The organism is Bacillus sp. KS1 (assembly GCF_020075515.1).
In the GTDB taxonomy this organism is placed as follows: domain Bacteria; phylum Bacillota; class Bacilli; order Bacillales; family Bacillaceae; genus Bacillus; species Bacillus velezensis.
Genome location: NZ_JACAWW010000015.1, coordinates 253,044 through 276,720, shown reverse-complemented (window position 1 = coordinate 276,720; position 23,677 = coordinate 253,044). Strand labels below are relative to the sequence as shown.

General features: G+C 46.8%; 26 protein-coding genes. 5 read left to right on the top strand and 21 right to left on the bottom strand.

What is annotated here, in order from left to right; genetic code table 11:
• Positions 1 to 33: 33 nt before the first annotated feature.
• Positions 34 to 915, bottom strand: coding sequence for a 2-dehydropantoate 2-reductase (locus tag HWY38_RS08720; protein WP_224181672.1), 882 nt, complete (start codon positions 913 to 915; stop codon positions 34 to 36).
• Positions 916 to 1,077: 162 nt separating this feature from the next.
• Between HWY38_RS08720 and HWY38_RS08715 the strand changes: the two genes are divergently transcribed.
• Entirely contained in the window at positions 1,078 to 1,560 is a 483-nt protein-coding gene (locus HWY38_RS08715) for an N-acetyltransferase (RefSeq protein ID WP_224181671.1), read from the top strand.
• A 41-nt stretch (positions 1,561 to 1,601) separates the two neighbouring features.
• On the opposite strand, the gene gerR is transcribed toward HWY38_RS08715, so the two are convergent.
• From gerR to HWY38_RS08700, 3 genes are all read right to left on the bottom strand, one after another.
• Positions 1,602 to 2,177, bottom strand: a complete 576-nt coding sequence (gene gerR, locus HWY38_RS08710) for a sporulation-specific transcriptional regulator GerR (protein ID WP_003154450.1) — start codon at positions 2,175 to 2,177, stop codon at positions 1,602 to 1,604.
• A gap of 158 nt (positions 2,178 to 2,335) precedes the next feature.
• Positions 2,336 to 2,515 carry a 50S ribosomal protein L32 gene (gene rpmF / locus HWY38_RS08705; protein WP_003154457.1) on the bottom strand — a complete coding sequence of 60 codons (180 nt, stop codon included), beginning with the start codon at positions 2,513 to 2,515 and terminating at the stop codon, positions 2,336 to 2,338.
• Positions 2,516 to 2,536: 21 nt separating this feature from the next.
• Complete coding sequence (locus HWY38_RS08700) at positions 2,537 to 3,055, bottom strand: YceD family protein (protein ID WP_007611260.1); 519 nt, start codon at positions 3,053 to 3,055, stop codon at positions 2,537 to 2,539.
• A gap of 208 nt (positions 3,056 to 3,263) precedes the next feature.
• Here HWY38_RS08700 and HWY38_RS08695 point away from each other — a divergent pair, with 208 nt between their 5' ends.
• On the top strand, positions 3,264 to 4,511 hold the full coding sequence (locus HWY38_RS08695) for a nucleotidyltransferase (protein ID WP_224181670.1): 1,248 nt from the start codon (positions 3,264 to 3,266) through the stop codon (positions 4,509 to 4,511).
• A gap of 18 nt (positions 4,512 to 4,529) precedes the next feature.
• On the opposite strand, the gene HWY38_RS08690 is transcribed toward HWY38_RS08695, so the two are convergent.
• Both HWY38_RS08690 and HWY38_RS08685 read right to left on the bottom strand, forming a co-directional pair.
• Positions 4,530 to 5,552, bottom strand: coding sequence for a SepM family pheromone-processing serine protease (locus HWY38_RS08690; RefSeq protein ID WP_224181669.1), 1,023 nt, complete (start codon positions 5,550 to 5,552; stop codon positions 4,530 to 4,532).
• Between the two features lie 5 nt (positions 5,553 to 5,557).
• Positions 5,558 to 6,337 (bottom strand): patatin family protein, encoded by a 780-nt coding sequence (locus HWY38_RS08685; protein ID WP_014304961.1) that lies wholly within the window; start codon positions 6,335 to 6,337, stop codon positions 5,558 to 5,560.
• A gap of 179 nt (positions 6,338 to 6,516) precedes the next feature.
• On the opposite strand from HWY38_RS08685, the gene ylbJ reads away from it, so the two are divergent.
• Positions 6,517 to 7,743 (top strand): sporulation integral membrane protein YlbJ, encoded by a 1,227-nt coding sequence (ylbJ, locus tag HWY38_RS08680; RefSeq protein WP_224181668.1) that lies wholly within the window; start codon positions 6,517 to 6,519, stop codon positions 7,741 to 7,743.
• Positions 7,744 to 7,761: 18 nt separating this feature from the next.
• On the opposite strand, the gene coaD is transcribed toward ylbJ, so the two are convergent.
• The 8 genes from coaD to HWY38_RS08640 all read right to left on the bottom strand — a co-directional run bounded on the left by coaD (position 7,762) and on the right by HWY38_RS08640 (position 12,351).
• Positions 7,762 to 8,244 carry a pantetheine-phosphate adenylyltransferase gene (coaD, locus tag HWY38_RS08675; protein ID WP_224181667.1) on the bottom strand — a complete coding sequence of 161 codons (483 nt, stop codon included), beginning with the start codon at positions 8,242 to 8,244 and terminating at the stop codon, positions 7,762 to 7,764.
• 4 nt (positions 8,245 to 8,248) lie between these two features.
• Positions 8,249 to 8,803 carry a 16S rRNA (guanine(966)-N(2))-methyltransferase RsmD gene (rsmD, locus tag HWY38_RS08670; RefSeq protein WP_007409693.1) on the bottom strand — a complete coding sequence of 185 codons (555 nt, stop codon included), beginning with the start codon at positions 8,801 to 8,803 and terminating at the stop codon, positions 8,249 to 8,251.
• Between the two features lie 298 nt (positions 8,804 to 9,101).
• On the bottom strand, positions 9,102 to 9,374 hold the full coding sequence (locus tag HWY38_RS08665; RefSeq protein ID WP_224181802.1) for a YlbG family protein: 273 nt from the start codon (positions 9,372 to 9,374) through the stop codon (positions 9,102 to 9,104).
• A gap of 58 nt (positions 9,375 to 9,432) precedes the next feature.
• Positions 9,433 to 9,882 (bottom strand): YlbF family regulator, encoded by a 450-nt coding sequence (locus HWY38_RS08660; RefSeq protein WP_003154472.1) that lies wholly within the window; start codon positions 9,880 to 9,882, stop codon positions 9,433 to 9,435.
• A 70-nt stretch (positions 9,883 to 9,952) separates the two neighbouring features.
• The gene (locus tag HWY38_RS08655) at positions 9,953 to 10,192 is read right to left on the bottom strand and encodes a YlbE-like family protein (RefSeq protein WP_003154475.1); all 240 of its coding nucleotides are present in this window, start codon (positions 10,190 to 10,192) and stop codon (positions 9,953 to 9,955) included.
• Between the two features lie 15 nt (positions 10,193 to 10,207).
• Positions 10,208 to 10,618, bottom strand: a complete 411-nt coding sequence (locus HWY38_RS08650; RefSeq protein ID WP_045207344.1) for a YlbD family protein — start codon at positions 10,616 to 10,618, stop codon at positions 10,208 to 10,210.
• 164 nt (positions 10,619 to 10,782) lie between these two features.
• Positions 10,783 to 11,823 carry a CAP domain-containing protein gene (locus HWY38_RS08645; protein ID WP_224181666.1) on the bottom strand — a complete coding sequence of 347 codons (1,041 nt, stop codon included), beginning with the start codon at positions 11,821 to 11,823 and terminating at the stop codon, positions 10,783 to 10,785.
• An 84-nt stretch (positions 11,824 to 11,907) separates the two neighbouring features.
• Positions 11,908 to 12,351, bottom strand: a complete 444-nt coding sequence (locus HWY38_RS08640; RefSeq protein WP_014417702.1) for a CBS domain-containing protein — start codon at positions 12,349 to 12,351, stop codon at positions 11,908 to 11,910.
• Between the two features lie 140 nt (positions 12,352 to 12,491).
• Between HWY38_RS08640 and HWY38_RS08635 the strand changes: the two genes are divergently transcribed.
• Entirely contained in the window at positions 12,492 to 12,851 is a 360-nt protein-coding gene (locus HWY38_RS08635; RefSeq protein WP_007409688.1) for a YugN family protein, read from the top strand.
• A gap of 34 nt (positions 12,852 to 12,885) precedes the next feature.
• On the opposite strand, the gene ctaG is transcribed toward HWY38_RS08635, so the two are convergent.
• From ctaG to cyoE, 6 genes are all read right to left on the bottom strand, one after another.
• Complete coding sequence (gene ctaG / locus HWY38_RS08630; RefSeq protein ID WP_025649488.1) at positions 12,886 to 13,770, bottom strand: cytochrome c oxidase assembly factor CtaG; 885 nt, start codon at positions 13,768 to 13,770, stop codon at positions 12,886 to 12,888.
• A gap of 24 nt (positions 13,771 to 13,794) precedes the next feature.
• Positions 13,795 to 14,127 (bottom strand): cytochrome c oxidase subunit IVB, encoded by a 333-nt coding sequence (gene ctaF, locus HWY38_RS08625; protein ID WP_007409686.1) that lies wholly within the window; start codon positions 14,125 to 14,127, stop codon positions 13,795 to 13,797.
• A 2-nt stretch (positions 14,128 to 14,129) separates the two neighbouring features.
• Complete coding sequence (ctaE, locus tag HWY38_RS08620) at positions 14,130 to 14,753, bottom strand: cytochrome c oxidase subunit III (RefSeq protein ID WP_003154482.1); 624 nt, start codon at positions 14,751 to 14,753, stop codon at positions 14,130 to 14,132.
• The gene (ctaD, locus tag HWY38_RS08615; protein ID WP_007611227.1) at positions 14,753 to 16,621 is read right to left on the bottom strand and encodes a cytochrome c oxidase subunit I; all 1,869 of its coding nucleotides are present in this window, start codon (positions 16,619 to 16,621) and stop codon (positions 14,753 to 14,755) included. Before ctaD ends, ctaE begins: the two co-directional genes overlap by 1 nt.
• Before the next feature lie 31 nt (positions 16,622 to 16,652).
• Positions 16,653 to 17,723, bottom strand: a complete 1,071-nt coding sequence (coxB, locus tag HWY38_RS08610; RefSeq protein ID WP_003154484.1) for a cytochrome c oxidase subunit II — start codon at positions 17,721 to 17,723, stop codon at positions 16,653 to 16,655.
• Positions 17,724 to 17,940: 217 nt separating this feature from the next.
• Positions 17,941 to 18,858 carry a heme o synthase gene (cyoE, locus tag HWY38_RS08605; RefSeq protein WP_003154486.1) on the bottom strand — a complete coding sequence of 306 codons (918 nt, stop codon included), beginning with the start codon at positions 18,856 to 18,858 and terminating at the stop codon, positions 17,941 to 17,943.
• A gap of 343 nt (positions 18,859 to 19,201) precedes the next feature.
• Here cyoE and ctaA point away from each other — a divergent pair, with 343 nt between their 5' ends.
• Complete coding sequence (ctaA, locus tag HWY38_RS08600; RefSeq protein ID WP_007611205.1) at positions 19,202 to 20,128, top strand: heme A synthase CtaA; 927 nt, start codon at positions 19,202 to 19,204, stop codon at positions 20,126 to 20,128.
• A gap of 98 nt (positions 20,129 to 20,226) precedes the next feature.
• Here ctaA and pyc read toward each other — a convergent pair whose 3' ends face one another.
• Positions 20,227 to 23,673, bottom strand: coding sequence for a pyruvate carboxylase (gene pyc / locus HWY38_RS08595; RefSeq protein ID WP_044801383.1), 3,447 nt, complete (start codon positions 23,671 to 23,673; stop codon positions 20,227 to 20,229).
• Between the last annotated feature and the right edge of the window lie 4 nt (positions 23,674 to 23,677).

Here is a 23,677-nt window from a genome sequence, read left to right as displayed (position 1 = left end):
GCATGTTACCGGAAAACCTCAAAAGACTTTGTTTCAGTTTCTTTCTAACGCTTTTATGCTGCGGTGTAAAAACGTGAGATGAACGGCCGGCAATCCGCGGCTTTCCGCTTCTTTTACAAGGTAGCCGATAATCGCATCGGCCTCTGTCCGCCTGCCTGCCATGATATCGACGAACATGGAAGAATGATTTTTTTCCGTCAGTCTGCACACTTCGCAAACCTTGTTCCACGCTTTTTCTCTATCGGCGAGGCCAAGTATTGTCTCCGCTTCTTCAAACACGTTTCTCATATATTTTTTGTAAGCGTCATTTGTTACCAGCTCTCCGTTTTTCACGCGCAGCAATGCAGTTAACGGGTTAATGCATACATTTATGATCAGTTTTCCCGTTAACAGCCGATACCAGTCGTTTTCATCATATACGGGAAAATCCCGGTGCATGCCGGAAAAGATGCTTTTGAGCGTTTCCGGCCGGGAAGCGCTGAACACACTCCACCTTACGGCTCCCGCTCCCGTATGTTCAACGGCATGATCTGAAATCTTTTTTGCTCCGTGCTCAACAGTGCCGGCATAAAGCGAATGATCCGTATGCCAATCTTTAATGTCGTGTATGTGTCCCATGCCGTTTTGCAAAAACAGCACATTCGTCCCTTTTATCGTCTCAAGATCCCGCAACACAGCACTTAGCTGGTGCTGTTTAACGGCTGCGATTAAGAGGTCGAATCCGGAAGTGATGCCTGTTTGCGCTCTGCATGCCGCCGTACATTCTATTCCGTCTTTCAAAAGCCGTATACCGCCTGAGTTAATCGCATCAGCCTGCTCCGTTCGCCGCGTAATGACCGTTACCTGATGGCGGGACGATAAGTAGTAAGCACATAAAAGGCCTACCGCTCCGCCGCCGATAATTCCGATTTTCACACTGTCACACCCTATATCTGCATTTTTCCATATTATCATAGCAGAAGCCGCCGCAAATTACTTCAATTTCGTTTTGAGCAAAAAGACTGGCAAGCATATTATAGTTGGAATTTTCAATTAAAGCGTTTACAATAATGGTAGAACACAACAAAGGGGGAGTTTGTGTTGAAAGTAGAGCGACTGCTCATCAACTTTAAGACACTCGAAGAATTTAAAAGGTTTAAGGAATACGGGATGCAGGAGCTGTCGATGCTTGAAGATCTTCAGGATAATATCATTGAAAATGACAGCACCTCGCCTTTTTACGGGATTTACTTCGGGGATAAACTAGTGGCGAGAATGAGTTTATATCAGGTAAACGGAGGCGCGAATCCGTATTTTGATCAGCGCCAGGACTTTTTGGAACTTTGGAAGCTTGAGGTTCTTCCGGGCTATCAAAACAACGGATACGGAAAAGCGCTTGTTGATTTTGCAAAATCCTTCAGAATGCCGATCAGGACAAATTCACGCATGAAATCTGCAGATTTCTGGGATAAGATGAATTTTGAGCCCGTTAAATATGATATGGCGCGTGATAAAGGAGAAAATCCTTATATCTGGCATCCCGATATGGACGGTGAAATGACAGCCGGAGAAACGGCATAATAAAAAAACCGGCCGGGCCGCCGCCCCCAGGCCGGTTCATTTTACAGGCTCTGCGCCGATTTTCTGTCGTCTTCTTTTGAATTGACCATCCTTCTCGCTCTGTCCATAATGTCAATTAACGCTTTATAATCTTCTTCCGTCATCTCCAGCTTGTTTCTCAAGCTTTCATTTTCCTCACGCAGATCCTCGACTTCTTTTTGCAGCGCGGTCAGCTGTTCTGTGAGCTTTTCTTTTTCATGACGCACATCCGCTGCGGCCGGCGACTCTTTAAATTGCTGCAGAAACAAAATGACATCATCAATGGACAGCTCTTTTTCTCCTTCCGCCCTGCGGATCGGAGGCTGCTTGACGGTTCCCGGCAGATTGGCGGAATGCACCCCGATCTGCTTTCTTAATTCCTTCCGCTGTTTTTTCGCCAGTTCTATCCCTGACTGATATTGTTTTCTGACATAAGAATTCCATCTGAACCCGCAGGCGGCAGCCGTTCTCGTCAGCGCTCTGCCGACTTCTTCAAAAGCGGAAAGCTGGGTCCCGCCTTCCCGAATATGCCTGAGCACCACTTCGGCCAGCAGCAAATCTTCATCTTGCGTCCACGCGTCTTGTCTCGTTATCGTCAATCGTATCTCCCTCCATATTTGCTCATTTACCTCATACATATGCCGCTGATAGATTAGATAGACTACTGGGGCTCACAATTTTTTCGGCGTAAGCAGGCCGGAGGGGCAAAAAAAAAGAAAAGCGCAGGAACCGAGATTCCCGCGCTTTTCTTCATACATTAATTGCTTTTAACATTTATGTCTTTGCCGTTGTATGATCCGCATGCTTTACATACACGGTGAGACAATTTCATCTCTCCGCATGACGGGCATTCTGTCATACCAGGTACATTTAGTTTGAAATGTGTACGGCGCAATCTTTTTTTCATTTTAGAAGTTCTTCTAAAAGGTACAGCCATTATTCCCACCTCCTTAAAGAGTTAAGATTCATCATCTTGTGTTAAGAGCTTTTTCAGATCCGCAAGTCTGGGGTCGATTTGATTTTTCTTGTCTTCCTCAGAAATCACTTGCCAATCCTTCCCCACTTGGGGAGCGGCTCCTTCTTTTTGTTCAGTTTCACAAAAGACTTGCATAGGAATTTCTAAAAGAATCTCTTCTTTTATGATCGGAGTTAAGTCGACGATATCGTCTTCAGCAATATGAACGTCCTCATCTTCTATATCATCCGACTTATGAAATCTAAACAGTTCTTTTGTCGCGATTGTAAATGGATACGGCACATCAACTAAAGTTCTTGAGCACGGCAAAACCATTTCGCCTGAAATCGTAAAGTCAAACGAAACTTGCTTGGATTCAATCTCCGCGCGGCCCTTCACCCGGACGGGAGAAATGCGGCGGATGTCAGAATTCAATTTTGTCAGCTCATTTAACTCAACTGTTTCATCAAATTCAAAGCTCTTTTTCGCCATTTGATGAAGCTGATAAATCGTCCATTTCATTTGTATCACCTCAGGAAAGCAACAAACATGATTATAGCTTTTCAGAATGTTTTTGTCAATATTTTTTCTTTACAGCATAATGCCGCCGTCATGCAATCGTTGACAGCCGGATAGGCTATGCATACACTAAACGAAACGGACTAAAATATGCACTTCATTTGCAAATGTACCACACGAAGCAAAACATAGCAAGAAAGGCGGGACAAATATGAAAGCAGTCGGCCTGGTTGTTGAATATAATCCCTTTCATAACGGACACCGCTATCATGCGGAACAAGCAAAAATCAAAACGGGCAGCAGCGTCGCGGCGGCGGTGATGAGCGGCCCTTTTTTGCAGCGCGGGGAACCGGCCGCCGTCTCAAAGTGGGCCCGGACAAAAATGGCGCTGGAAAACGGCGTGGATATCGTCATTGAGCTCCCTTATATATATGCCGTACAAAAAGCGGAATTATTCGCGCGCGGCAGCGTTTCGCTTCTTCATCATTTAGGATGCAGCAGCTTGTTTTTCGGCAGCGAAAACGGGCGGATCGAAGCCTTTATTGAAGCGTCTGAAGCGTTCAGCCGAAAGGAAGATGACTGCAGCCTGATTCTGAAAGAGGAGCTGAAAAAGGGTCTCAGCTATCCGGCCGCCGCCTCAAAAGCTTTTTCACACATATTCAAAGGGCGGGACATGCTCGATTTGTCCAAGCCGAACAATATTCTCGGTTTTCACTACGTTAGAGCGATACACGCCTCCGGTTCCGCTATGAAGCCTTATACGACAGCCAGAATCGCTTCCCAGTATCATGACGCCGAGCTTCCCGGAGATAACAGCCGGATAGCCAGCGCAACAAGCATCCGGAAAGCGCTGATAGAAAAAGGAACGGCGGCCGCAAAGAGCTTTCTCCCGGAAGCATCTGCGCGTGAGCTGGAGGCATACAGAAATTCATACGGAATATGGCACAGCACGGAAGACTATTTTTCATATGTAAAATACAGCCTCAGCACTCTTTCCGCTGAAGAATTGAGCCGAATCTATGAAGTGGAAGAAGGCCTTGAGCACAGAATTCTGCGCACCATCAGACAAGCCCGATCCTATCGCGAAATGATGGAACGATTGAAAACAAAACGATACACGTGGACGAGGCTGCAGCGGATGAACACGCACATTCTGACACGGACGAAAAAGGAAGACATGCATCGGCTCTTACAGCCTTCAAGCGCTCCTTATATCCGTCTTCTCGGAATGACGAAAAAAGGACAGGCGTACCTGTCAGCAAAGAAAAAAGAGCTTACCGCACCTCTCGTCAGCAAGCTCTCTTCTTTCTCTCATCCCGCTCTGGATCTGGACATACTGGCGGGACGGGTTTACAGCCTGCCGATAAACGAACCTGAACGCACATTGTTTGAGAAACAGGAATTTTCACAAGCGCCGATCCGCTATGATGAAGACGAAAAGCGTTTTTTGAATGCGTAAAAAAAGCACCTGTCTGTATCAGGTGCTTTTTACTTTCAGCTGATCCAAATAGTCAAGTGCGTCCTGCATGGTGTCGACAGGGACGATCTTCATATCGGACTTGATTGCTTTCGCCGTTTTTACCGCATTTTTGTAATCAGAATTTTCAGCTCCGTTTTGATTCGGCGCAAAGAAAATATCTTTTCCCGCTTTGTCTGCGGCGACGACTTTCTGATCGATTCCGCCGATCGGTCCGACTTTGCCGTCCACGTCGATTGTCCCCGTTCCGGCTATATTATAGCCTTTTGTTTCGTCAGGTTTTGTCAGCTGGTTGTAAATTTCTAAAGACATCATGAGACCCGCAGAAGGCCCGCCGATGTTTTCAATGCTGAAATGAAGATCCGGCTTCACTTTCACGTTCCGGTCCGTATATAATGCGACACCGATTCCCGCTCTTTTCGGGTCGTCCGGGAATGATTTCAGCACAATGTCAACGGTCTTTTCTTTCGTGTCCCGTTCAATGTGAAACGTTACTTTTTCCCCCGCTTTTTTGCTGCTGATATAATCAATCAGCTGTTCAGCGGATTCGTATGTTTTCCCGTCCGCGCTGATGATTTTATCACCGACCTCTATTTTTCCTTTGGCCGGCATGTCAGAGACGACTGAGCTGGCATAAATGCCGTTAAATGAGTATTTCACCTGTTTCCCGGCTTTTTGATAAGCGGCAATGACCGCGTTTTCTTGGGAGCTTTTCATCATTTGCAGCTGGCGCTTCATATAATCCGAGTCCGATTCGCCCTCTTCTTTTATGCTTTCATCAGAGACGATTTCATCGTAAGGATGCACTTTCGCCCAAAGATATGTATACGGATTGGCGGGGCCTACTTTGACAGTCATCAAGGAAAGGCTTCCTTTTTCAGGATAGCCTCCGTCCACCTTAATCAGCGGTCTCAGCTCTGATGCTTCTCCCGGCTGTGTGATGTAATACGGAAGCTTAATAAATGTAACAGCGATTAATAAGATCAGGATGATAAACACCCAGCGAAAATGTTTTGCTTTCATATGAGTTAGCCCTCCCAGTTCTCTATTTCTTGTTTAATCCGGCCGATCATCCGGTCTGCGGCTTCTTCGCCCGCTGTGATCATATGATCAATGTTGGCAAAAGAACTTGAGCTGAATGATTCAAGAGAAGGGCGGATCATGACGTCTGCGGCAATGGTCTGGTGACGGACCAATTCATTTTGCAGTATATCCATACTTTGCATGATTACATCAAAAATATGTGCCGCTTTTTCCGTTTTTTTCACCCGGGATACGTCAGAGGCGATGACGATATCAGCACCCATATCTTTTACGGCGGAAACCGGTATTCTGTCGACCACCGCGCCGTCGACTAACATACGTCCGTTCATTTTTTGCGGGACGAAAACGCCCGGTATGCTGATGCTCGCGCGGACGGCTTCGGATACTGACCCTTTCGTAAAAACAAGCTTTTCGCCGGTCTGAAGGTCGCAGGCCACGATGCCGAGCGGGATCCGCAGTTCTTCTATCGGCTTGCCGTACGTATAGGCATGAACGAGCTGCCTGATGCGGTCTCCTTTTAAAAAACCAAGCCTCGGCATCGTATAATCCGCGTACAGCCGCCGCTTAAATGCTTTAGCGACTTTTTTCATCGTGGCCACGTCATGCCCGGCCGCATAAAAGCTTCCGACTAATGCTCCCATGCTGCTGCCGGCAATCATATCAATTGGAATCTGATGCTTATGTAAACTGGATAACACTCCGAGATGAGCGATGCCTCTTGCCCCTCCCGAACCTAACGCTAACCCGATTGTAGGTTTGGCCAACGCGACGAACCCCCTAATAGACATCCTATACATGAATTCTATGGTCTAAATTGAACCCCTATGCTCGTATATTAGTACAGGATGACAAATAGGTACTTGCCGGGCCGCCTTTAAGGTCTGTTCTATATTTTATCATGATATAAATGTCAGTGTGCAATTTTAGCATCGGGGAGGTAAGAATGAATTTGTCTAAGTTTCATACATTTTTGATTTCATTGTTTTTCATTTTTTTGACGGCGACGGTTATTTCACACCCTCAGGCCTCATTCGAAGCCTCCAAAACCGGTCTTTCCATGTGGTGGGAGGTAGTTTTTCCTTCATTGCTTCCGTTTTTTATTCTATCTGAGCTTTTAATCGGATTCGGCATTGTCAAGTTTGTCGGCCTTTTACTCGAACCCTTTATGCGTCCCATTTTCAGAGTGCCGGGGGTCGGCGGATTTGTACTGGCTATGGGCATGGCTTCAGGCAATCCGGCCGGCGCGAAGCTGACTGCACGGCTGCGCCAGGATAAACAAATCTCCAGAGTAGAGGCTGAACGCCTCGTCTCTTTTACCAATTCATCCAATCCGTTATTTATATTCGCTGCTGTGGCGGTCGGCTTTTTTCATAACGCGTCTCTCGGCATTCTGCTGGCATCGGCTCACTATCTCGGAAACATCGCCGTCGGCCTGACGATGCGTTCATACGGACGGAAAGAAGAAGCGGCGTATACCGATAAAAAGACGATCGCTCTCCCTTCTCTGAAGGAAGCATTTCTGGCCCTCCACAAGGCGCGGCTTTCGGAAAAGCGGCCGCTCGGAAAAATTTTGGGCGACGCCGTCACCTCTTCTGTACAAACCTTGCTGATGGTGGGCGGTTTTATTATATTGTTTTCGGTTTTCAGCCGGTTATTATCAATCGTACAAGTCATGGATGTGCTTTCTGTATTTACAAATGCGCTGCTTTCGCTTTTTCATCTTCCGGCAAATCTGGACATCCCTCTTATCAGCGGAATGTTTGAAATTACACTTGGGAGCAAGCTGGTCAGTGAAGCTGATGCCGCCTTGCTGCCGAAAGCCATGATTGTGAGTTTTATTCTCGGGTTCAGCGGCCTTTCCGTACAGGCCCAGGTAGCCGGCATTTTATCAGAAACAGATATCCGCTTTAAACCGTTTTTCGCGGCGCGTATCCTTCAGGGCATTTATGCCGCACTCTTTATTCTCTTACTGTGGAAGCCGCTTTACCTTGCGTTGGACGAACCTTACCAGTCCGTATTCCTCCCTTTCCGCGATCAGGAAGCGGTATTTGCTGCCGTCAGCGGTTGGAATACACTTGTTGAAACCGGGCCCGCTATCACGCTGACAGCTCTCGCCGTATACGCATTGATTTATTGTTACAAGCTGTCAGCACGGACAAAAAAAGGATGAGACGCCAATCAGCGCTTCTCATCCTTTGAATTTCTGCTTCAGCGCCTGTTCAACTTCCGGAGGAACAAACTCTGAAACAGGCCCGTTATATTTTGCGACTTCTTTTACGATGCTTGAACTTAAAAAAGAGTACTGATTGTTCGTCATCATAAAAAAAGTTTCTATTGATTCGTCGAGCACGCGGTTGACGGAAGTCCCCTGCATCTCATATTCGAAGTCAGAAACGGCTCTGAGCCCCCTGATAATCGCCTTCGCCCGCTTTTTTTTCGCATAGTCGATTAACAGTCCCTGTGACGTCTCGATCGTAACATTCGGTATGTCTTTTGTCACTTCTCTTAACAGCTCACATCGTTCCTCAACTGTAAACAGCGGCTGCTTAGAAGAATTATTGAGCACGCATACGTACACCTGCTCAAACACGTTTGCCCCCCGTCTGATAATGTCCAGATGTCCGTAGGTAACGGGATCAAAACTTCCGGGACATACAGCTATACTTGCCACATCATTACCCCCTATTTCGGTATATCGTCACTCCTGTAAGCCCGTAAATTTCCCTTCTTGTTACAGAAAGCGCGCCGACGGCTTCAGGAAGCGCAACGGCTTTATCATGCTCGGCTACGACAAAACCGTCTTCATTCAGCATGTTCTGCTCATCAATCATTTCGATAAGCGCTTTCAGCTTTTGTTCCTTATACGGAGGATCTAAGAAAATTCCGTCAAAACCTTTTTCCCGTTTCGCCGCGGCATAGAGGGCCCGCTCTGCATCATTGCGGTATACTTCCGCTGAAGACAGCAGATCAAGCGCTTTGATATTCGCTTTTACCGTTTGGATGGCTTTGAAATCACGATCCACAAAGATACAGCGGTCAAATCCGCGCGACAGCGCTTCAATCCCGAGACCGCCGCTCCCCGCAAACAAATCCAGCCCCGTTCCTCCGTCAAAATACGGGCCGATCATATTAAAAATAGACTCTTTTACTTTATCCGTCGTCGGCCTTGTTGATGTGCCCGGCACAGCCTTTAAGGCTCGTCCTTTTCTTGAACCGGAAATTACTCTCATTATTCACACCACTTTTTCTGAAAACTTTGATGTTTCTCATCGGCTGAGCCGTTATGTATAAAAACAATCCCTATCTTATCATAAAGCATTCTTTCAAACAATGAACGTGAAATCGTGTATACATATTCACATTCCTGTCAAGACTACGTGTAACAGCATCAATGAATGATGTTGTTGCCAACCGCGGAGAAGACTTACGTTTCCCCATAAGTTCTTCCTCCGGTTTCTCCTCTCCCTTTTCCTTCTCCTTAACTTGTTAAGGAATAGAAGGACCCCGCAGGTATCTGCGGGGATTTTTTTATATGCCGATTTTATAATCGTACTCTTTCGCTTTATCAAGCTTTGATTCAAATTCCAGCTTTAAAAAAGGTTTATAAGAAGGCTCTACCTTCTTCACATAAGAATAAGAAGAAATCTTTTCCATTGTTTTTTCGATTAAATCCATATCGCAATACAGCACAACGTATTTCAGCCGCTTTGAAACATAATGAACGTTGCCGAGTTTTCTCAGCATTTTGCTGTGTTTTAAAGAATGCAGATATACGATTATGCCTTGGCGCTTATTTTCCATCATGATCACCCGCCTGACTTTCTGTTCATTTTATGTAAAAGACGAGACGGCCGTCTCGTCAGGAAACTTTGCATCCGCAGCCGCCGCCGGAACCGCAGCCGCCGCCGCAGGATGACAGGCCGTCAAAATAAGGATTCCCCGTCGGCACTTTTACATGCTCCGAGACGGCCGTTCCGAGTTCAATGCTGATCTCGTCAAGCAGCGACTGAAGCTCAGTCTCCGCTTTTTTAAATTCGGCCACCTTATCGTTTAAATCCAGTTCCCGCTTCATTTCTCTCATTTTGCGGGAAATCTCTCTATAATCAGGATGGTATTTGCCAAAGCGCTGCACATCCTCATACTGCTCTTTAACGCTCATAAAAGAACGAATGATCCGCCCTGCCTCTTCATCTTCACGGAGACGCTTGTAACAATCGCGGTAATTTTCAGCCGTCTCAGACTGCAGAATCATGCCGGCAAGCTGCTCCGCTTCACTTTGAAGCTTGACGGACTCAATTGTTGCATACATAAATACGCACCTCCAGTTGCTAGTTTACCATGAAACCACCCAATTGGAAAATGCGGCGTTTAAACGCTTTTTAATCCTGTGAACGCATGGCGTGAACCATCTGCATCATCATCTGCGCCATTTGAATCCCGTTTGAGAATTGGCTTACCCGATGCGGTATCGTCTTTTCATAAAAATTCATCATGTCAAGCTGAAAGGAATTGAGATCGTCCGGTTTTCTCGCAAGTCTGCGGTACCAGACGGGGCGCTGCCGTATAAACCGTTTCCGTTCCTCATCTGCGGATATGAATTCCTGAACCTCTTTTCGCATACACGATCCCCTTCTTTAATCCTTCCTGAACGAAAAAGGATGTTGTCCGGAGCCTTGCCGGGGCTGCTTCGTGCTGCTCCCCGAAAATTGGCTTAAAAGGCTTTGCAATGATGAAATGGATTGGCTCATTTTATTGATCTGCTCATTCATTTGGTTGATATCCATCTTTTTGACGGCAGTGACCATTTTTGAAACGAAATCGTTTTTTTCAGCTGGTTCCTGTTTGGTTTCCGCGTCGGAAGAAGGCTGAACGGCCTCGTCTTTAAAAGGGGTCCATATCGGATCATCCTCGCCCAGAAGAACCCAGTTTTCATAGACTTCCTGCCAGCTTCTTTGTTCCTTGCGAACATTTTGGATCAGTTTGGGATGCTTTTTTACGAATTGTTTAAAATCATCGATTGATTGCCGTGATTGCTGATTCGCCACAATTCTCACCCCCTCCGAAAAGTTTTGCCTGCTATAATGTATCGGTTCATGCGCCTTAATGTTCGCCTAAATTGCGAAAAAAAGCAGGTATATTTTTTTCAGCAGGAGCGCCGCTCGCGAAAAAACATAAAAAAACCGCGGGGGACGCGCCCCTCTGCGGTTTTTTACTGCCAAGGCTTAATGAAGTTTTGCGTATAATACTTCCGGTCCACGCCGACACCGAGGTGCGTATAATCCGGGCTTAACAGCGCCTTTCTGTGGCCTTCGCTGTTCAGCCAGCCCTCCACGGCTGCAGGACCGTCCACATAGTTGTAGGCAATATTTTCACCGGCCTCCCGGTATTTCACATCGCCTTTTTCCAAGCGATCCTTCAGAGTCCCGTATTTTTTTGAGACGTGAGAGAAATACTTGTTATCCTTCATGTCCTTGCTGTGACCGAATGCCACTTTTGCGGCGCCTTCGTCCCATTTCAGCCTTGCAAGTCCGTGTTTTACGCGGATGACATTTGTAATATCGAGAATCTGCTGCTCACTCGCTCGTTCAATGTCGTTCCATTTTTCATCAGAAACAGGTTCGGATTCTGTCAGCTTTCCTCTGTACATGACTTCATACGGCCTTTGTTTCACAAGTGTTTCCGCATCAAAAGCCCTGATGCTTGACAGATTCCCGTCAAATTTGTCCATGTACAGCTGAACATACATTCCGCCTATCTTGACGGTGGGACGGGTATTGATATCTTCTTCAGAAAACTCGAACCGATACGTGTTTCCCTTGTCAGTCACATTGACAAAAGGAGAAACCTGCGTCGTTTTAAAAACTTCACCCGTCGATTCGCCGATCTTAAACGGTTTTGCGTTGATGCCGCTTCCCGAAGCGTATAAAGTCACGGCTTTATCATTCAAAATACCGACTTGTACGTATTGGTCTTTCCCCTGGCTGTACACCCACCACTCGTAATCGTAGGCAGAAGGATCTTTCCGAGACGGTTCCCCAAGTTTCTTTTTCACATCGGCGGCAGATTTCCCCATGAGAGAAAGCAGTCCGGATGACGGCATTTTCAGCCGTTTTCCGCTCTCTTCTTCATTGGAAACCTGAGGCTCCTCCTGATCCGTCTTTTTCTGAGGAGCCGATCCATATTGTATAAACAGAACATACGCTCCGTAAATAAGCAAAAGGATAACGAGAGCCCTTGCGATATTTTTCAACCTCTCACCCCCATATGTTCAAACCGTTCTGTTTTTGTTTACTCTTATACAGTACAGCCTATTTGCATCGTCCGTGATTTATGTTTAATGGATAAACCCTTCCGGACCGCCGTCTTCAGAAATGTCAGACAGCGCCCGGCCTGCTTGCTCATTTGATTGCTCGGCCAACGAAAGATCGCCGAGCGTAACAATGCCGACCAGTTTTTTATCCTTTGTGACGGGAATTCTTCTGAGCTGATGTTCAGCCATCAAATGGAGCACCTCCTCCACAGAGGCGTCTTCTTCTGCACTGATAACCCGCTCTGTCATTGCGTCGGTTATTTTTTGAGAGTTCGGCTTTTTTGAAGCAATTCCCCGTAATACGAGATCTCTGTCTGTCACGATCCCGACAAGGGTGGCGCCGTCTTCATCCACTATCGGAATGGCGCCGACATCCGCGTCTTTCATCTTCACCGCAGCTTCATATACATTATCTAATACTGTACAATATTGCAAGTCTGACGTCATGAGCTTATTGATCTTTGTCATTGCGGAATTCCTCCTTTTTTCTGCTACTATTGTCGTCAAATTTTTCTTTTTGCATACTTTCACCGTATGAATCATTGAAAGTGGAACGCTTTCATACTATGATTGTCAGGAAAGGGCATTTTTAAAAGGAGGGGGAAGGTTTGAAGTTTGAAAACAGCGGTCTTGAAGGGGTAACAGCGGAGCTCAGCCGCTTGAATGATCTGATGGAAGGTAAAGGGCTCATTCTGGCTGGACAATGGGATTATGAAAGAGTGACTTACGACAAAAAGTTTTCAGTACCTGAGGGGACATTTTATCTGCGGATTCAAGGAACGGCAAAAGAGGGCGATGTCGGCGGCAGCCGGGCCGTGATTCAGCTGAAGGCCCCTCTTTTAGGAAAGCATTATTATCCGCACGGCGTAGAATACGGCAGCGCTGAAGAATTTCCGGAACATGTTGTCGCTGAAAGCAAAGCTTTACTGCTTGAATTGGAAGAGTCATTAAAAACAGTGCAAATGTAATAAAAAAGTACAGCATATTCTGCTGTACTTTTTTTCATGAGACGGTATGCTCGATATACGGCGGCTCTGACAGCGTATCTTTTTCCCGTTCCGTTCTGACCCACTGAAAAAAGATGACAGCCAAATATGTTCCGTAGACCGCCTCTTGAATGATTTTCATCAGTACTGCCCCAAGCTGCTGATCTTCCAGAGGAGGCAGCGTGTTGAACATCTCCGGTCCGGATAAAGGGATCTCCTCCAGCAAATCTAAAGGAACGCAAAGCTTCATTGCTTCGGCCCAAGCCGCCGGATCTGTATACGTGGCATACATGGGCGCCCCGCTGAACATAATGAGCGCGCAGGCCGGCGTTAACAGAATCCCGTCTGCCATAATATACCCCAGCTTCATTAAACCGCTGAGACGGGGCAGACCGTCCACCTTATGCACAAGCGGCCACCACATAAAAAACGCCGTTACAAAGATGAGTCCGTTCATCAGCGTGTGATACAGCGAATCCGTTTTGACGAAATCAAATATAAACGGGATGTGATACAGTGAAAAAATACCGTTAAACAGCACTAATGCGATAAGCGGCATTGAAAAGAACGAAAACAGCGGCTTTACGACAGGACGGAAGATCAGTTTTTTCCATGCCCAGCCGGGAATTCCGGAAATCAACAGCGGCGGTACGACTAAAAACAGAACCGCCATCTGCGTCATATGGGCACTGAACATCACATGGCCCAATAAATCAACCGGACTTCCCGCAGCCGTGTAAAAAAATAGCGCGGAAAGCACAAACAGCACCTTCTCCTTAGCGGCCACACGTCCTTTATGCCGGCTGCACCAGTAAAAGTAAACACCTGTTATCACGGCAGTTATACAAAACAGATACGGGCTCCACATTGCGCGAAACCCGAACATTTCCAAATTAATCAAATCTCTCACTCCCCGCCGTCCCGATTACCACCAAATAATCGTGACAAATGCAAGCACGGTGATAAACGCGACAAAGATTCCCGAATACAGAAATAATGACGGCGCTTCATGCCCCTTCTGGCTCATATGCATAAAGTAAAACAGCTGAAAGATGACCTGGATGACCGCAAGCAGGATCAGAAACGGCATCGTAAACCATCCGGCAATGCCGTCAGCAGCCACCGTCAAAAACGCGACAAGCGTAAGGCCGATCATCAAACCGAAGGATATGACCTGATATTTCATCTCCTCGGCATTTTTCTTTTTCCGATATTCGAGATCCGTACTGACAGTCCCTCTGTTTTTGTTATCGTCCATCGTTATCCCACCATCCCCATCAAATATACAACGGTAAAGATAAAGACCCATACGACATCGATAAAATGCCAATATAAGCTGGCCACATAATATTTCGGCGCATTATAAAGGCTGAGCCCTCTTTTCGCATTCCGGATCATGAGCGCGCTGATCCACAACAGCCCGAACGCCACGTGTGCTCCGTGTGTGCCGACGAGCGTGTAAAACGCTGAGCCGAGCGCAGAGCTTGTAATGGTAAAGCCGAATTCGTGAGTGTAATGCATAAATTCATAGATTTCTACCCCTAAAAATCCCGCTCCCAATAATACGGTAACCAGAAGCCACACCTGCATTTTTTTAAAGGAGAAATTTTTCATATGATACATCGCATACACACTCGTTAAGCTGCTCGTTAAAAGAAGCATCGTCGCGATAAATACGATCGGCAGCTCAAACATCTCAGCCGTTGACGGCCCTCCGGCTTTAGATTCCCGCAAAGCAAGGAATGTTGCAAATAGCGAGGCGAACAGAACCGTTTCCCCGCCGAGAAACAGCCAAAATCCCAAAAACTTATTTTTCCCTTCCAGCGTTGCTTTTTCAGGAGAAGCCGGAAAGGTTTCAGCCGTCATTTTTTCCTGCAGCTGCATTACGCCTTCACCCCTTTATCATCATTCGGCAGATCTTCTTTGTGAATATGATAGCCGTAATCATCGACCACAGAGCGAAGCAGCATGGTAAAGAATGTGATGCCGAGCCCTATGAAGATAACCGGAAGCCCCCATGAATAATCGGAGTGGTATAAAAACCCGAACGCTGCGACAAACAGCCCGAAAGATATGATAAACGGCATGATGGATCCGTTCGGCATATGAATGTCCTCTACAGGCTCTGCAGGCGCCATCCCTTCATTTCCGGCCTGCTTTTCAATCCACAGCGGGTCAAGTCCCCGGACAAACGGAAGCTGTTTAAAATTATATTCCGGCGGCGGCGAAGAAACCGCCCATTCAAGCGTACGACCGTCCAGCCACGGGTCGTTCCCGACGTATTTCCCCTTTATTGAGGTATAAATAATATTGACGACGAGTAAAGCAGCCGCGCCCGCCATGAAAAACGCGCCGATTGAACTGATCAGGTTGCCGGTATCAAGCCCCTGGCCGGGCAGATATGTGTAAACGCGCCGCGGCATTCCCATCAAACCGAGGAAATGCTGAATGAAGAAGGTAAGATGAAACCCGATAAAAAATAAGACGAACGAAATTTTCCCCATCGTTTCATGAAGCACCTTCCCGAACATTTTCGGCCACCAGAAATGCACGCCCGCCAGGATGCCGAACACAACGCCGCCGATAATGACGTAGTGGAAATGCGCTACGACAAAATACGTATCATGGAACTGATAATCTGCCGCTGCGGCCGCCAGCATGACACCCGTGACTCCTCCGAGTACGAAAGAAGGAATAAAGGCGACGGCATACAGCATAGGCGTCGTGAATTTGACGTTTCCTCCCCAGATGGTCAAAAGCCAGTTAAAAATTTTAATGCCCGTAGGCACCGCGATCGCCATTGTCGCAACCGCAAATATCGCATTAGCGATCGGTCCGAGTCCCGTCGTAAACATGTGGTGAACCCAAACCATGAACCCGAGAAAGCCGATCAGCACGATCGCAAAGACCATAGACGAATAACCGAACAGACGTTTCCTCGCAAATACGGGAATGATTTCTGAAAAAATCCCAAAGGCGGGAAGAATTAAAATGTATACTTCCGGATGCCCGAAAATCCAAAACAGATGCTCCCAGATTATCGTATTGCCGCCCAATTCAGGATTAAAGAAATTCGTTCCGAACAAACGATCCAGCATCATCAGCGCCAAACCGACGGTGAGCGGAGGAAATGCGAATAAAATGAGTGCTGACGCCACAAATGTCGTCCACGTAAACAGCGGCAGTCTCATATACGTCAAACCCGGCGCCCTCATATTAATAATCGTGGCGAGAAAATTGATCCCCGCAATGAGCGTACCTAAGCCTGATATTTGCAGGCCGAGCACGAAAAAGTCTATGCCGTGCCCTTTCGAATTCAGCGCAAGCGACGCGTACGACGTCCATCCTGCATCAGGAGCGCCTCCTAAAAACCAGCTTAGATTCAAAAAGATGCCTCCGAAGAAAAACAGCCAAAATCCGAGCGCGTTCAAAAATGGGAATGAAACGTCACGCGCCCCGATCTGCAGCGGCACAACCGCGTTCATCAGCCCGAATAACAGCGGCATCGCCGCCAGGAAGATCATTGTCGTGCCGTGCATCGTCATAATTTCATTAAATTGCTGCGCACCCATAAAATCGTTCCCCGGCCTCAAGAGCTGAATCCTGATAAGCATGGCCTCAAGTCCGCCGACGACGAAGAAAAATCCCCCGGCGATCATATATAAAATCGCGATTTTCTTATGGTCAACCGTCGTCAAATAATCCCAAAGCAAAGAGCTTTTTCTTTGCTGTCCTGTAAGCGTATTCATCATTTACGACCTCCCCCCTGATATCTCCCTGTCCTCACTTGTTCTCCGCTTTCAGCCCTTTTAAATATTCATACAGCGCATCCGTTTCAGCGTCCGAGAGCTTCGGATAAGTGCCTGTCATTTTATTGCCCGGTTTAATGCTGTCCGGATTTTTCAGCCAGGCTTTTATATTCTCTTTATTCGCATCCTTAATGCCGGCCACTTTGACCCGTTCACCGAAGGTAGCGAGGTTCGGAGCCGTTCTTGCCGCTTCAGCCCGTTTATCATTGGGCTCAACCGCATGACAGCTCAGGCAGTTTTTTTCCTTAAACAGCTCTTCTCCTTGCGCGGCTAAACCGGAATCTGTTGTATGCTTATAATTTTTCATCGCTTTCGTCCATTGTTTAAATTCTTTTGACGGCAGCGGTTTCACTTTGAAATCCATCAGCGCATGTGAAGGTCCGCACAGCTCTGCGCATTTCCCGAAGAAATATTCTCCCGCTTCTTTGCTTCGTTTAGAATCGAAGGTCAGAAAGAAAGTATTGTCATTATCCGTATTCGTATCGATTTTCCCCCCGGCTGACGGAATCCAGAAAGAGTGTTTCACATCTGAGGACTTCAGCTTGAAATAAACGCGTTCATCTGTGGGAACGATCAGCTCCTGACTTGTCACAAACCCGTAATCAGGATACTCGAATTCCCACCAGTATAAATTCGCCCTTACATTAATCACGAGCGCATCCTCTGCTTTACGGTTTTTCTTATCCATCGGCGACGTATCCGCCAGCGCCAATGTATCGATGACAACCGGAATGACAAGAATAATCAGAAGCAGGATCGGAATAACGGTCCAAGTGATTTCTAAAAAACGGTTCCCCTCCACCTGTTTCGGTATCGTGTCTTCCCCTATACGCGACCGTCTGAATCTCACAATGACGTAAAAGAAAATAACTGCTACGACCGCAACGACGACAACCATGATAAGTGTGCTGAGCACCGTCAGATCATATTGTTTATCAGCCACTTCGCCGGCAGGCTTGAGTGTGGACAGAAACGGTTTTCCACAGCCGCTCAATAAAAGCGGCACTAAGGCTAATAATGATAAAAGACGCCAACGCTTTAACATTTCACCCAACCCCTTTTTTGAATCAGTACGAGATGCACAAGCAGTAAAACTGCTTCCAGCCGAAATACTTCATTTCCTCATTTCTTAAAATATGAGATTTTTTACTTAAAATTCCATCTATGTATAAAAGCAAAGCCGCCTGATTAAACAAAAGGTCAAGGCGGCGTTTACTAGTTGTCATTGTTTGTTTTGGCGATCAAACAAGCTCATTATTCAATTAAAACAGCGTGAAGACCACCATCGCTACAAAATAAATGGTCATGTAATTAAGCGAATAGACAAACATAAGAGTTGCCCACTTCATGATGTTTTTCATGCGGAATCCCATCAGTCCGAGAACAAGCCATCCGACATTCAGCAAAGTGCCGAGAATGACGATCGGAAGACCGAGACTGCCGAGGAAAAACGGAAGCGGCAGCAGGCATGCGACCCAGACGATAATCTGTCTTTTCGTCACTTCAAAGCCGTGCACTACCGGAAGCATCGGAATATTCGCTGCTCTGTAATCTTCCGTCTTTTTAATCGCAAGCGCTAAAAAGTGCGGAATCTGCCAGATGAATAAAATCATGAATAAAACCCACGCGACAACACCGATGTGCCCTTCAACCGCTGTCCAGCCGATTAACGGCGGCACGGCGCCTGATACACTTCCGACAACCGTATTAATCGTATAACGGCGTTTCGTCCACATTGTATAAAGAACAACGTACGTAAACACGCCGATAAAACCGATGACTGCTGCCATCACGGTGGTCATCAAAAGCATGATAAGTCCTAAAGCAATGAGTAAAATTCCTGACCACAGCGCTTGATTCGGCTGAATCTTTCCGGTTACCGTCGGTCTTACTTTCGTGCGTTCCATTAAATGATCAATATCACGGTCGTAATAGTTGTTAACCGCACAAGAACCGGCGATGATCAAAGATGATCCTATTAATGTAAGAAGCACGGTGTTTAAATTGCCTAAAAAACTCAGACCGGATATATGTAACGCAAGCCACATGCCGGTAAAAGTCGTAATTAAATTCGAATTGACGATTCCTATTTTGATAAGCGAAAGGAAATCCTTCCATGCCGTCGTCTCTTCAATCTGTCCGTCTATAGCTGTATCGTTTAAAATTCTGGAATTAGCCATAACGTAAACCTCCCTTAAAAACCTAAAGCAGGTTTTTTAAGACCTGCAACTCTATCATACAAGATAATGACCTGTAAAAAAACATCCTCTTAAATATTAAACGAGAAACAGGAATTTATTTGTGAACTTTTTATGAATTTTACCAAATCCGCCGATTTCATAATAAAGCGGTTACTTTATTTCTATCAGACCCATCTGGAATAATCAACCCCATTATCTAAGAAGTCCTGATTCTATTATATTTTTGTGAACAAACAGAATTGAGAATTGCCACAAAACACATATTCGCTTACACTTGGTACGTATATCATTTTGTCCAGTTTGTTAAGAAGGTGAATGTAAAATGAATAAAGCTTTGAAAGCGCTCGGCGTGCTGACGACATTCGTTATGCTCGTCGTGCTGATCGGCGGCGCTCTTGTCACAAAGACAGGATCGGGTCTCGGATGCGGAAGGCAGTGGCCGCTTTGCCACGGCCGGTTTTTCCCGGAGCTTAACGCCGCTTCTATCATTGAATGGAGCCACAGACTCGCAAGCGGTGTCTCAATCGTTCTCGTGCTGAGTCTCGCTTTTTGGGCATGGAGAAAAGTCACGCCTGTTTTCCGTGAAACAACCTTTCTCGCCATTATGTCCATTATCTTTTTATTTTTACAGGCGCTTCTCGGCGCATTAGCGGTTGTTTTCGGATCAAATGCGCTCGTTATGGCGCTTCATTTCGGCATATCGCTGATTTCTTTCGCTTCTGTTCTGATTTTGACGCTGCTCATATTCGAAGCTGATAAATCAGACAAAAAGCTCGTCAAGCCGCTGAGAATCGGCAGGAAAATGCAGTTTCATATGATCGGCCTTTCGATTTACACGTATATCGTCGTTTATACGGGAGCTTATGTGCGCCATACGAAATCAAGCCTTGCCTGCCCTGACGTTCCGCTTTGCAGCAGGCTGAATCACGGGCTTCCGTCCCATTTTCAGGAATGGGTGCAGATGGGCCACAGAACGGCAGCGCTGCTTCTGTTCGTATGGATTCTTGTCGCTTTTGCACATGCGGTGCGCTCCTACAAAGACCAAAAACAGATTCTTGGAGGCTGGATAGCGGCTCTTGCCTTTGTTGTATTACAGGCGCTGTCCGGAATCATGGTTGTTTATTCAGAAATGGCCACCGGCTTTGCACTTGCCCATTCGCTCTTTATTGCCGGCCTGTTCGGCGTCTTATGCTATTTCTTATTATTAATCGCCCGCTTCCGCTATGAATCAAAACAGCGGAACATCTGAGGCACATGAAAAGGCCGAAGCATTAGAGCTTCGGCCTTTTTACATATAAAAAACCTGATCGCACACGGGGGCGGATCAGGTTTTTTTATGTTCATTTTTTACGCTTTTTCAATTTCGATCAGTAAATCGCCTGTCTGAATCGGTTCACCGTTTTTCACATGAATCTGCTGTATCGTCCCGGAGAACGGCGCCTGTACCGTCGTCTCCATTTTCATCGCTTCATTAATCATCAGATGATCGCCTTTATTCACCTTTGCCCCGGTTTCCGTTAACAATTTAATGACGGTTCCCGGCATGGATGCCGCAATGTGGCTTGGGTTTGTCCGATCTGCTTTTAATTTTTCCTGTACGGACGATTTAATGCTTTCATCTTTAATGACCACCTCGCGCGGCTGGCCGTTCAATTCGAAATAAACGACACGTGTTGCATCTGGCTGCGGTTCACCGATAGATACAAGCTTCACGATCAGCGTTTTTCCGCGCTCGATTTCCACTTCGATTTCTTCACCGAGTGTCATGCCATAGAAGAAAGTCGGTGTGTCTAATACGGAAATATCACCGAAGCGTTCTGCCGTTTTAACATATTCAGTAAACACCTTCGGATAAAGAGCATACGCGATTGCGTCCTGATCACTCAATTCCATCTGATGTGTTTCTTTCCATTCTTCTTTAATGCCTTCAAAAGATACCGGTTCAAGCAGCTCACCCGGTCTTACCGTGATCGGCGTCTGTCCTTTCAGAACGAGCTTTTGCAGTTTTTCCGGAAATCCGCCGTGCGGCTGGCCAATCTGCCCTTTAAAGAGCTCAACGACTGAATCCGGAAAATCAAGCGTTTCGCCTTTATCATAAACATCTTGTTCTGTTAAATTGTTTTGCACCATGTAAAGCGCCATATCTCCGACGACTTTGGAAGAAGGTGTTACTTTCACGACGTCGCCGAACATGCGGTTGACGACGCTGTACATGTCTTTCACCTCATTCCAGCGATCACCGAGGCCGACTCCTTTTGCCTGCTGCTGCAGATTGCTGTACTGGCCGCCCGGCATTTCATGATTATAAATCTCAGTATGCGGAGACTTCATCCCGCTTTCAAATTCACTGTAATACTGACGGACGGATTCCCAGTATTGCGACAGTCTTTCCACCTGCCGGACATCCATTTCAGGACGGCGGCTGTTTCCTTCAAGGGCATGATAAAATCCGCTTGCGCTCGGCTGTGAAGTCAGACCCGCCATTGAGCTGACGGCGACATCCACGATGTCCACACCCGCTTCAACAGCTTTGGCATAGAGAAAGACGCCATTGCCGCTCGTATCATGCGTGTGAAGATGAACGGGAATATCAATCGTTTCCTTCAGCGCTGAGATAAGTTCGTATGCGGCTTGAGGTTTCAAAAGACCGGCCATGTCTTTAATACCGAGAATGTGCGCACCAGACGCCTCAAGCTCTTTCGCCATAGAAAGATAATATTGCAAATCATATTTCGTCCGGGTCTTATCAAGAATATCTCCCGTGTAACAAATCGCGGCCTCCGCCACTTTTCCGGTTTCACGGACGGCATCGATGGCCAGCGTCATCCCTTTTACCCAGTTCAGGCTGTCAAAGATCCGGAATACGTCAATACCTGACTCCGCTGACTGCCGGACAAATTTTTGGATGACATTGTCCGGATAGTTTGTATAACCGACGGCATTTGATGAACGAAGGAGCATCTGGAACAATGTGTTCGGCACTTCTTTGCGAAGATCTTCAAGGCGTTTCCAAGGGTCTTCTTTTAAGAAACGGTACGCTACATCAAATGTCGCGCCTCCCCACATTTCAAGGCTGAACAGTTCAGGCCACAGGGCAGCCGTAGGATTCGCGATTTTTTTCAAATCATTGGATCTGATCCGGGTTGCAAGCAGAGACTGATGGGCATCCCTGAACGTTGTATCGGTCAGGAGCACGGATTTTTGCTCTTTCACCCAGTCTGCAAGCCCCTCAGCGCCTCTTTCGTCAAGGATCTGTTTCGTACCGCTTGCCGGCTTTTCTTCGATACCTAACGTAACGGTCTGAGGCTTATCAAATGCAGGTTTTTCTTTTTTCCCGATTCCCGGAAAACCGTTCACCGTGACATTGCCGATATAGGAAAGCATTTTTGTTCCGCGGTCCTTCTGTTTTGGGAAAACAAACAGCTCAGGCGTTGTGTCGATAAACGATGTGTCATATTGGCCCGTCAGGAATTTTTCATGCTTTGCCACGTTTTCAAGAAATGGAATATTGGTCTTAATGCCCCTTATCCTGAATTCCTGCAGGTTGCGGACCATTTTTGCTGATGCCTGTTCAAACGTCAGCGCCCATGTCGACAGCTTGACGAGCAGTGAATCATAGTAAGGCGTGATGACGGCGCCCTGGAAGCTGTTTCCCGTATCAAGGCGGACGCCGAAGCCGCCGCCTGAGCGGTAAGCCATAATTTTACCCGTGTCAGGCATAAAGTCATTCAGCGGATCTTCAGTGGTCACACGTGATTGGATCGCATACCCGTTTGTAAAAATGTCTTTCTGCTCAGGGATATTGACGGCACGGCTGTGCAGTCCGTAGCCCTGCGCGACGAGGATTTGCGTCTGAACGATATCAACCCCCGTTATCATTTCCGTAATCGTATGCTCCACTTGTACGCGCGGGTTCACTTCAATAAAGTAAAATTCACCGCCCGCTACGAGAAATTCCACGGTCCCCGCGTTGATATAGCCGACATTTTTCGCAAGCGCCACAGCCGCTTCACAGATTTCGTCCCTTAATTCAGGCTGCAAAGATACACTCGGCGCCACCTCAATGACCTTTTGATGGCGTCTCTGAACGGAACAGTCCCGCTCATACAGATGGACGACATTGCCTTCTTTATCTCCGATCACCTGAACTTCAATATGCTTAGGATTTTCGATCAGTTTTTCAACATACACTTCATCGTTTCCGAATGCGGCTTTCGCTTCTGATTTGGCCCGCTCAAACGATTCTTTCAATTCGCTTTCGCTTCGGACGATTCTCATTCCGCGGCCTCCGCCTCCGAGCGATGCTTTAATAATAAACGGAAATCCGTGGACTTTTGCGAATTGTTCGACATCTTTTAATGTTTCAGCCGGTCCGTCACTCCCCGGAATAACGGGGATGCCGGCTTTTTCTGCCTGCTCCCTCGCCTTTACCTTATCTCCGAACATATCCAAATGCGCTGACGTCGGTCCGATAAATACGATGCCCTCTTCTTCACAGCGTCTCGCAAATTGGATATTTTCAGAGAGAAATCCGTAGCCCGGATGAATGGCATCAACGCCGTTTCTTTTTGCGATCTCAATAATCCCTTCAATATCAAGATACGCGTCAATCGGTTTTTTGCCTTCTCCCACAAGATAGGCTTCATCCGCTTTATAGCGATGATAGGAGCCCGAATCTTCTTTTGAATAAACGGCTACCGTTCTGATGTTCAATTCTGTGCACGCCCGGAAAATCCGGATCGCAATTTCTCCCCTGTTTGCTACTAACACTTTTTGGATGGATTGTTGTGACAAACTT

Coding starts and splice junctions, on each gene's coding strand:
- rpmF (WP_003154457.1), bottom strand. CDS start 2,515: ATGGCTGTACCTTTTAGAAGAACTTCTAAAATGAAAAAAAGATTGCGC.
- HWY38_RS08700 (WP_007611260.1), bottom strand. CDS start 3,055: ATGAAATGGACGATTTATCAGCTTCATCAAATGGCGAAAAAGAGCTTT.
- HWY38_RS08695 (WP_224181670.1), top strand. CDS start 3,264: ATGAAAGCAGTCGGCCTGGTTGTTGAATATAATCCCTTTCATAACGGA.
- HWY38_RS08690 (WP_224181669.1), bottom strand. CDS start 5,552: ATGAAAGCAAAACATTTTCGCTGGGTGTTTATCATCCTGATCTTATTA.
- ylbJ (WP_224181668.1), top strand. CDS start 6,517: ATGAATTTGTCTAAGTTTCATACATTTTTGATTTCATTGTTTTTCATT.
- rsmD (WP_007409693.1), bottom strand. CDS start 8,803: ATGAGAGTAATTTCCGGTTCAAGAAAAGGACGAGCCTTAAAGGCTGTG.
- HWY38_RS08665 (WP_224181802.1), bottom strand. CDS start 9,374: ATGGAAAATAAGCGCCAAGGCATAATCGTATATCTGCATTCTTTAAAA.
- HWY38_RS08660 (WP_003154472.1), bottom strand. CDS start 9,882: ATGTATGCAACAATTGAGTCCGTCAAGCTTCAAAGTGAAGCGGAGCAG.
- HWY38_RS08655 (WP_003154475.1), bottom strand. CDS start 10,192: ATGCGAAAAGAGGTTCAGGAATTCATATCCGCAGATGAGGAACGGAAA.
- HWY38_RS08640 (WP_014417702.1), bottom strand. CDS start 12,351: ATGACAAAGATCAATAAGCTCATGACGTCAGACTTGCAATATTGTACA.
- ctaF (WP_007409686.1), bottom strand. CDS start 14,127: ATGGACGATAACAAAAACAGAGGGACTGTCAGTACGGATCTCGAATAT.
- ctaE (WP_003154482.1), bottom strand. CDS start 14,753: ATGCAGCTGCAGGAAAAAATGACGGCTGAAACCTTTCCGGCTTCTCCT.
- ctaD (WP_007611227.1), bottom strand. CDS start 16,621: ATGATGAATACGCTTACAGGACAGCAAAGAAAAAGCTCTTTGCTTTGG.
- coxB (WP_003154484.1), bottom strand. CDS start 17,723: ATGTTAAAGCGTTGGCGTCTTTTATCATTATTAGCCTTAGTGCCGCTT.
- cyoE (WP_003154486.1), bottom strand. CDS start 18,858: ATGGCTAATTCCAGAATTTTAAACGATACAGCTATAGACGGACAGATT.
- ctaA (WP_007611205.1), top strand. CDS start 19,202: ATGAATAAAGCTTTGAAAGCGCTCGGCGTGCTGACGACATTCGTTATG.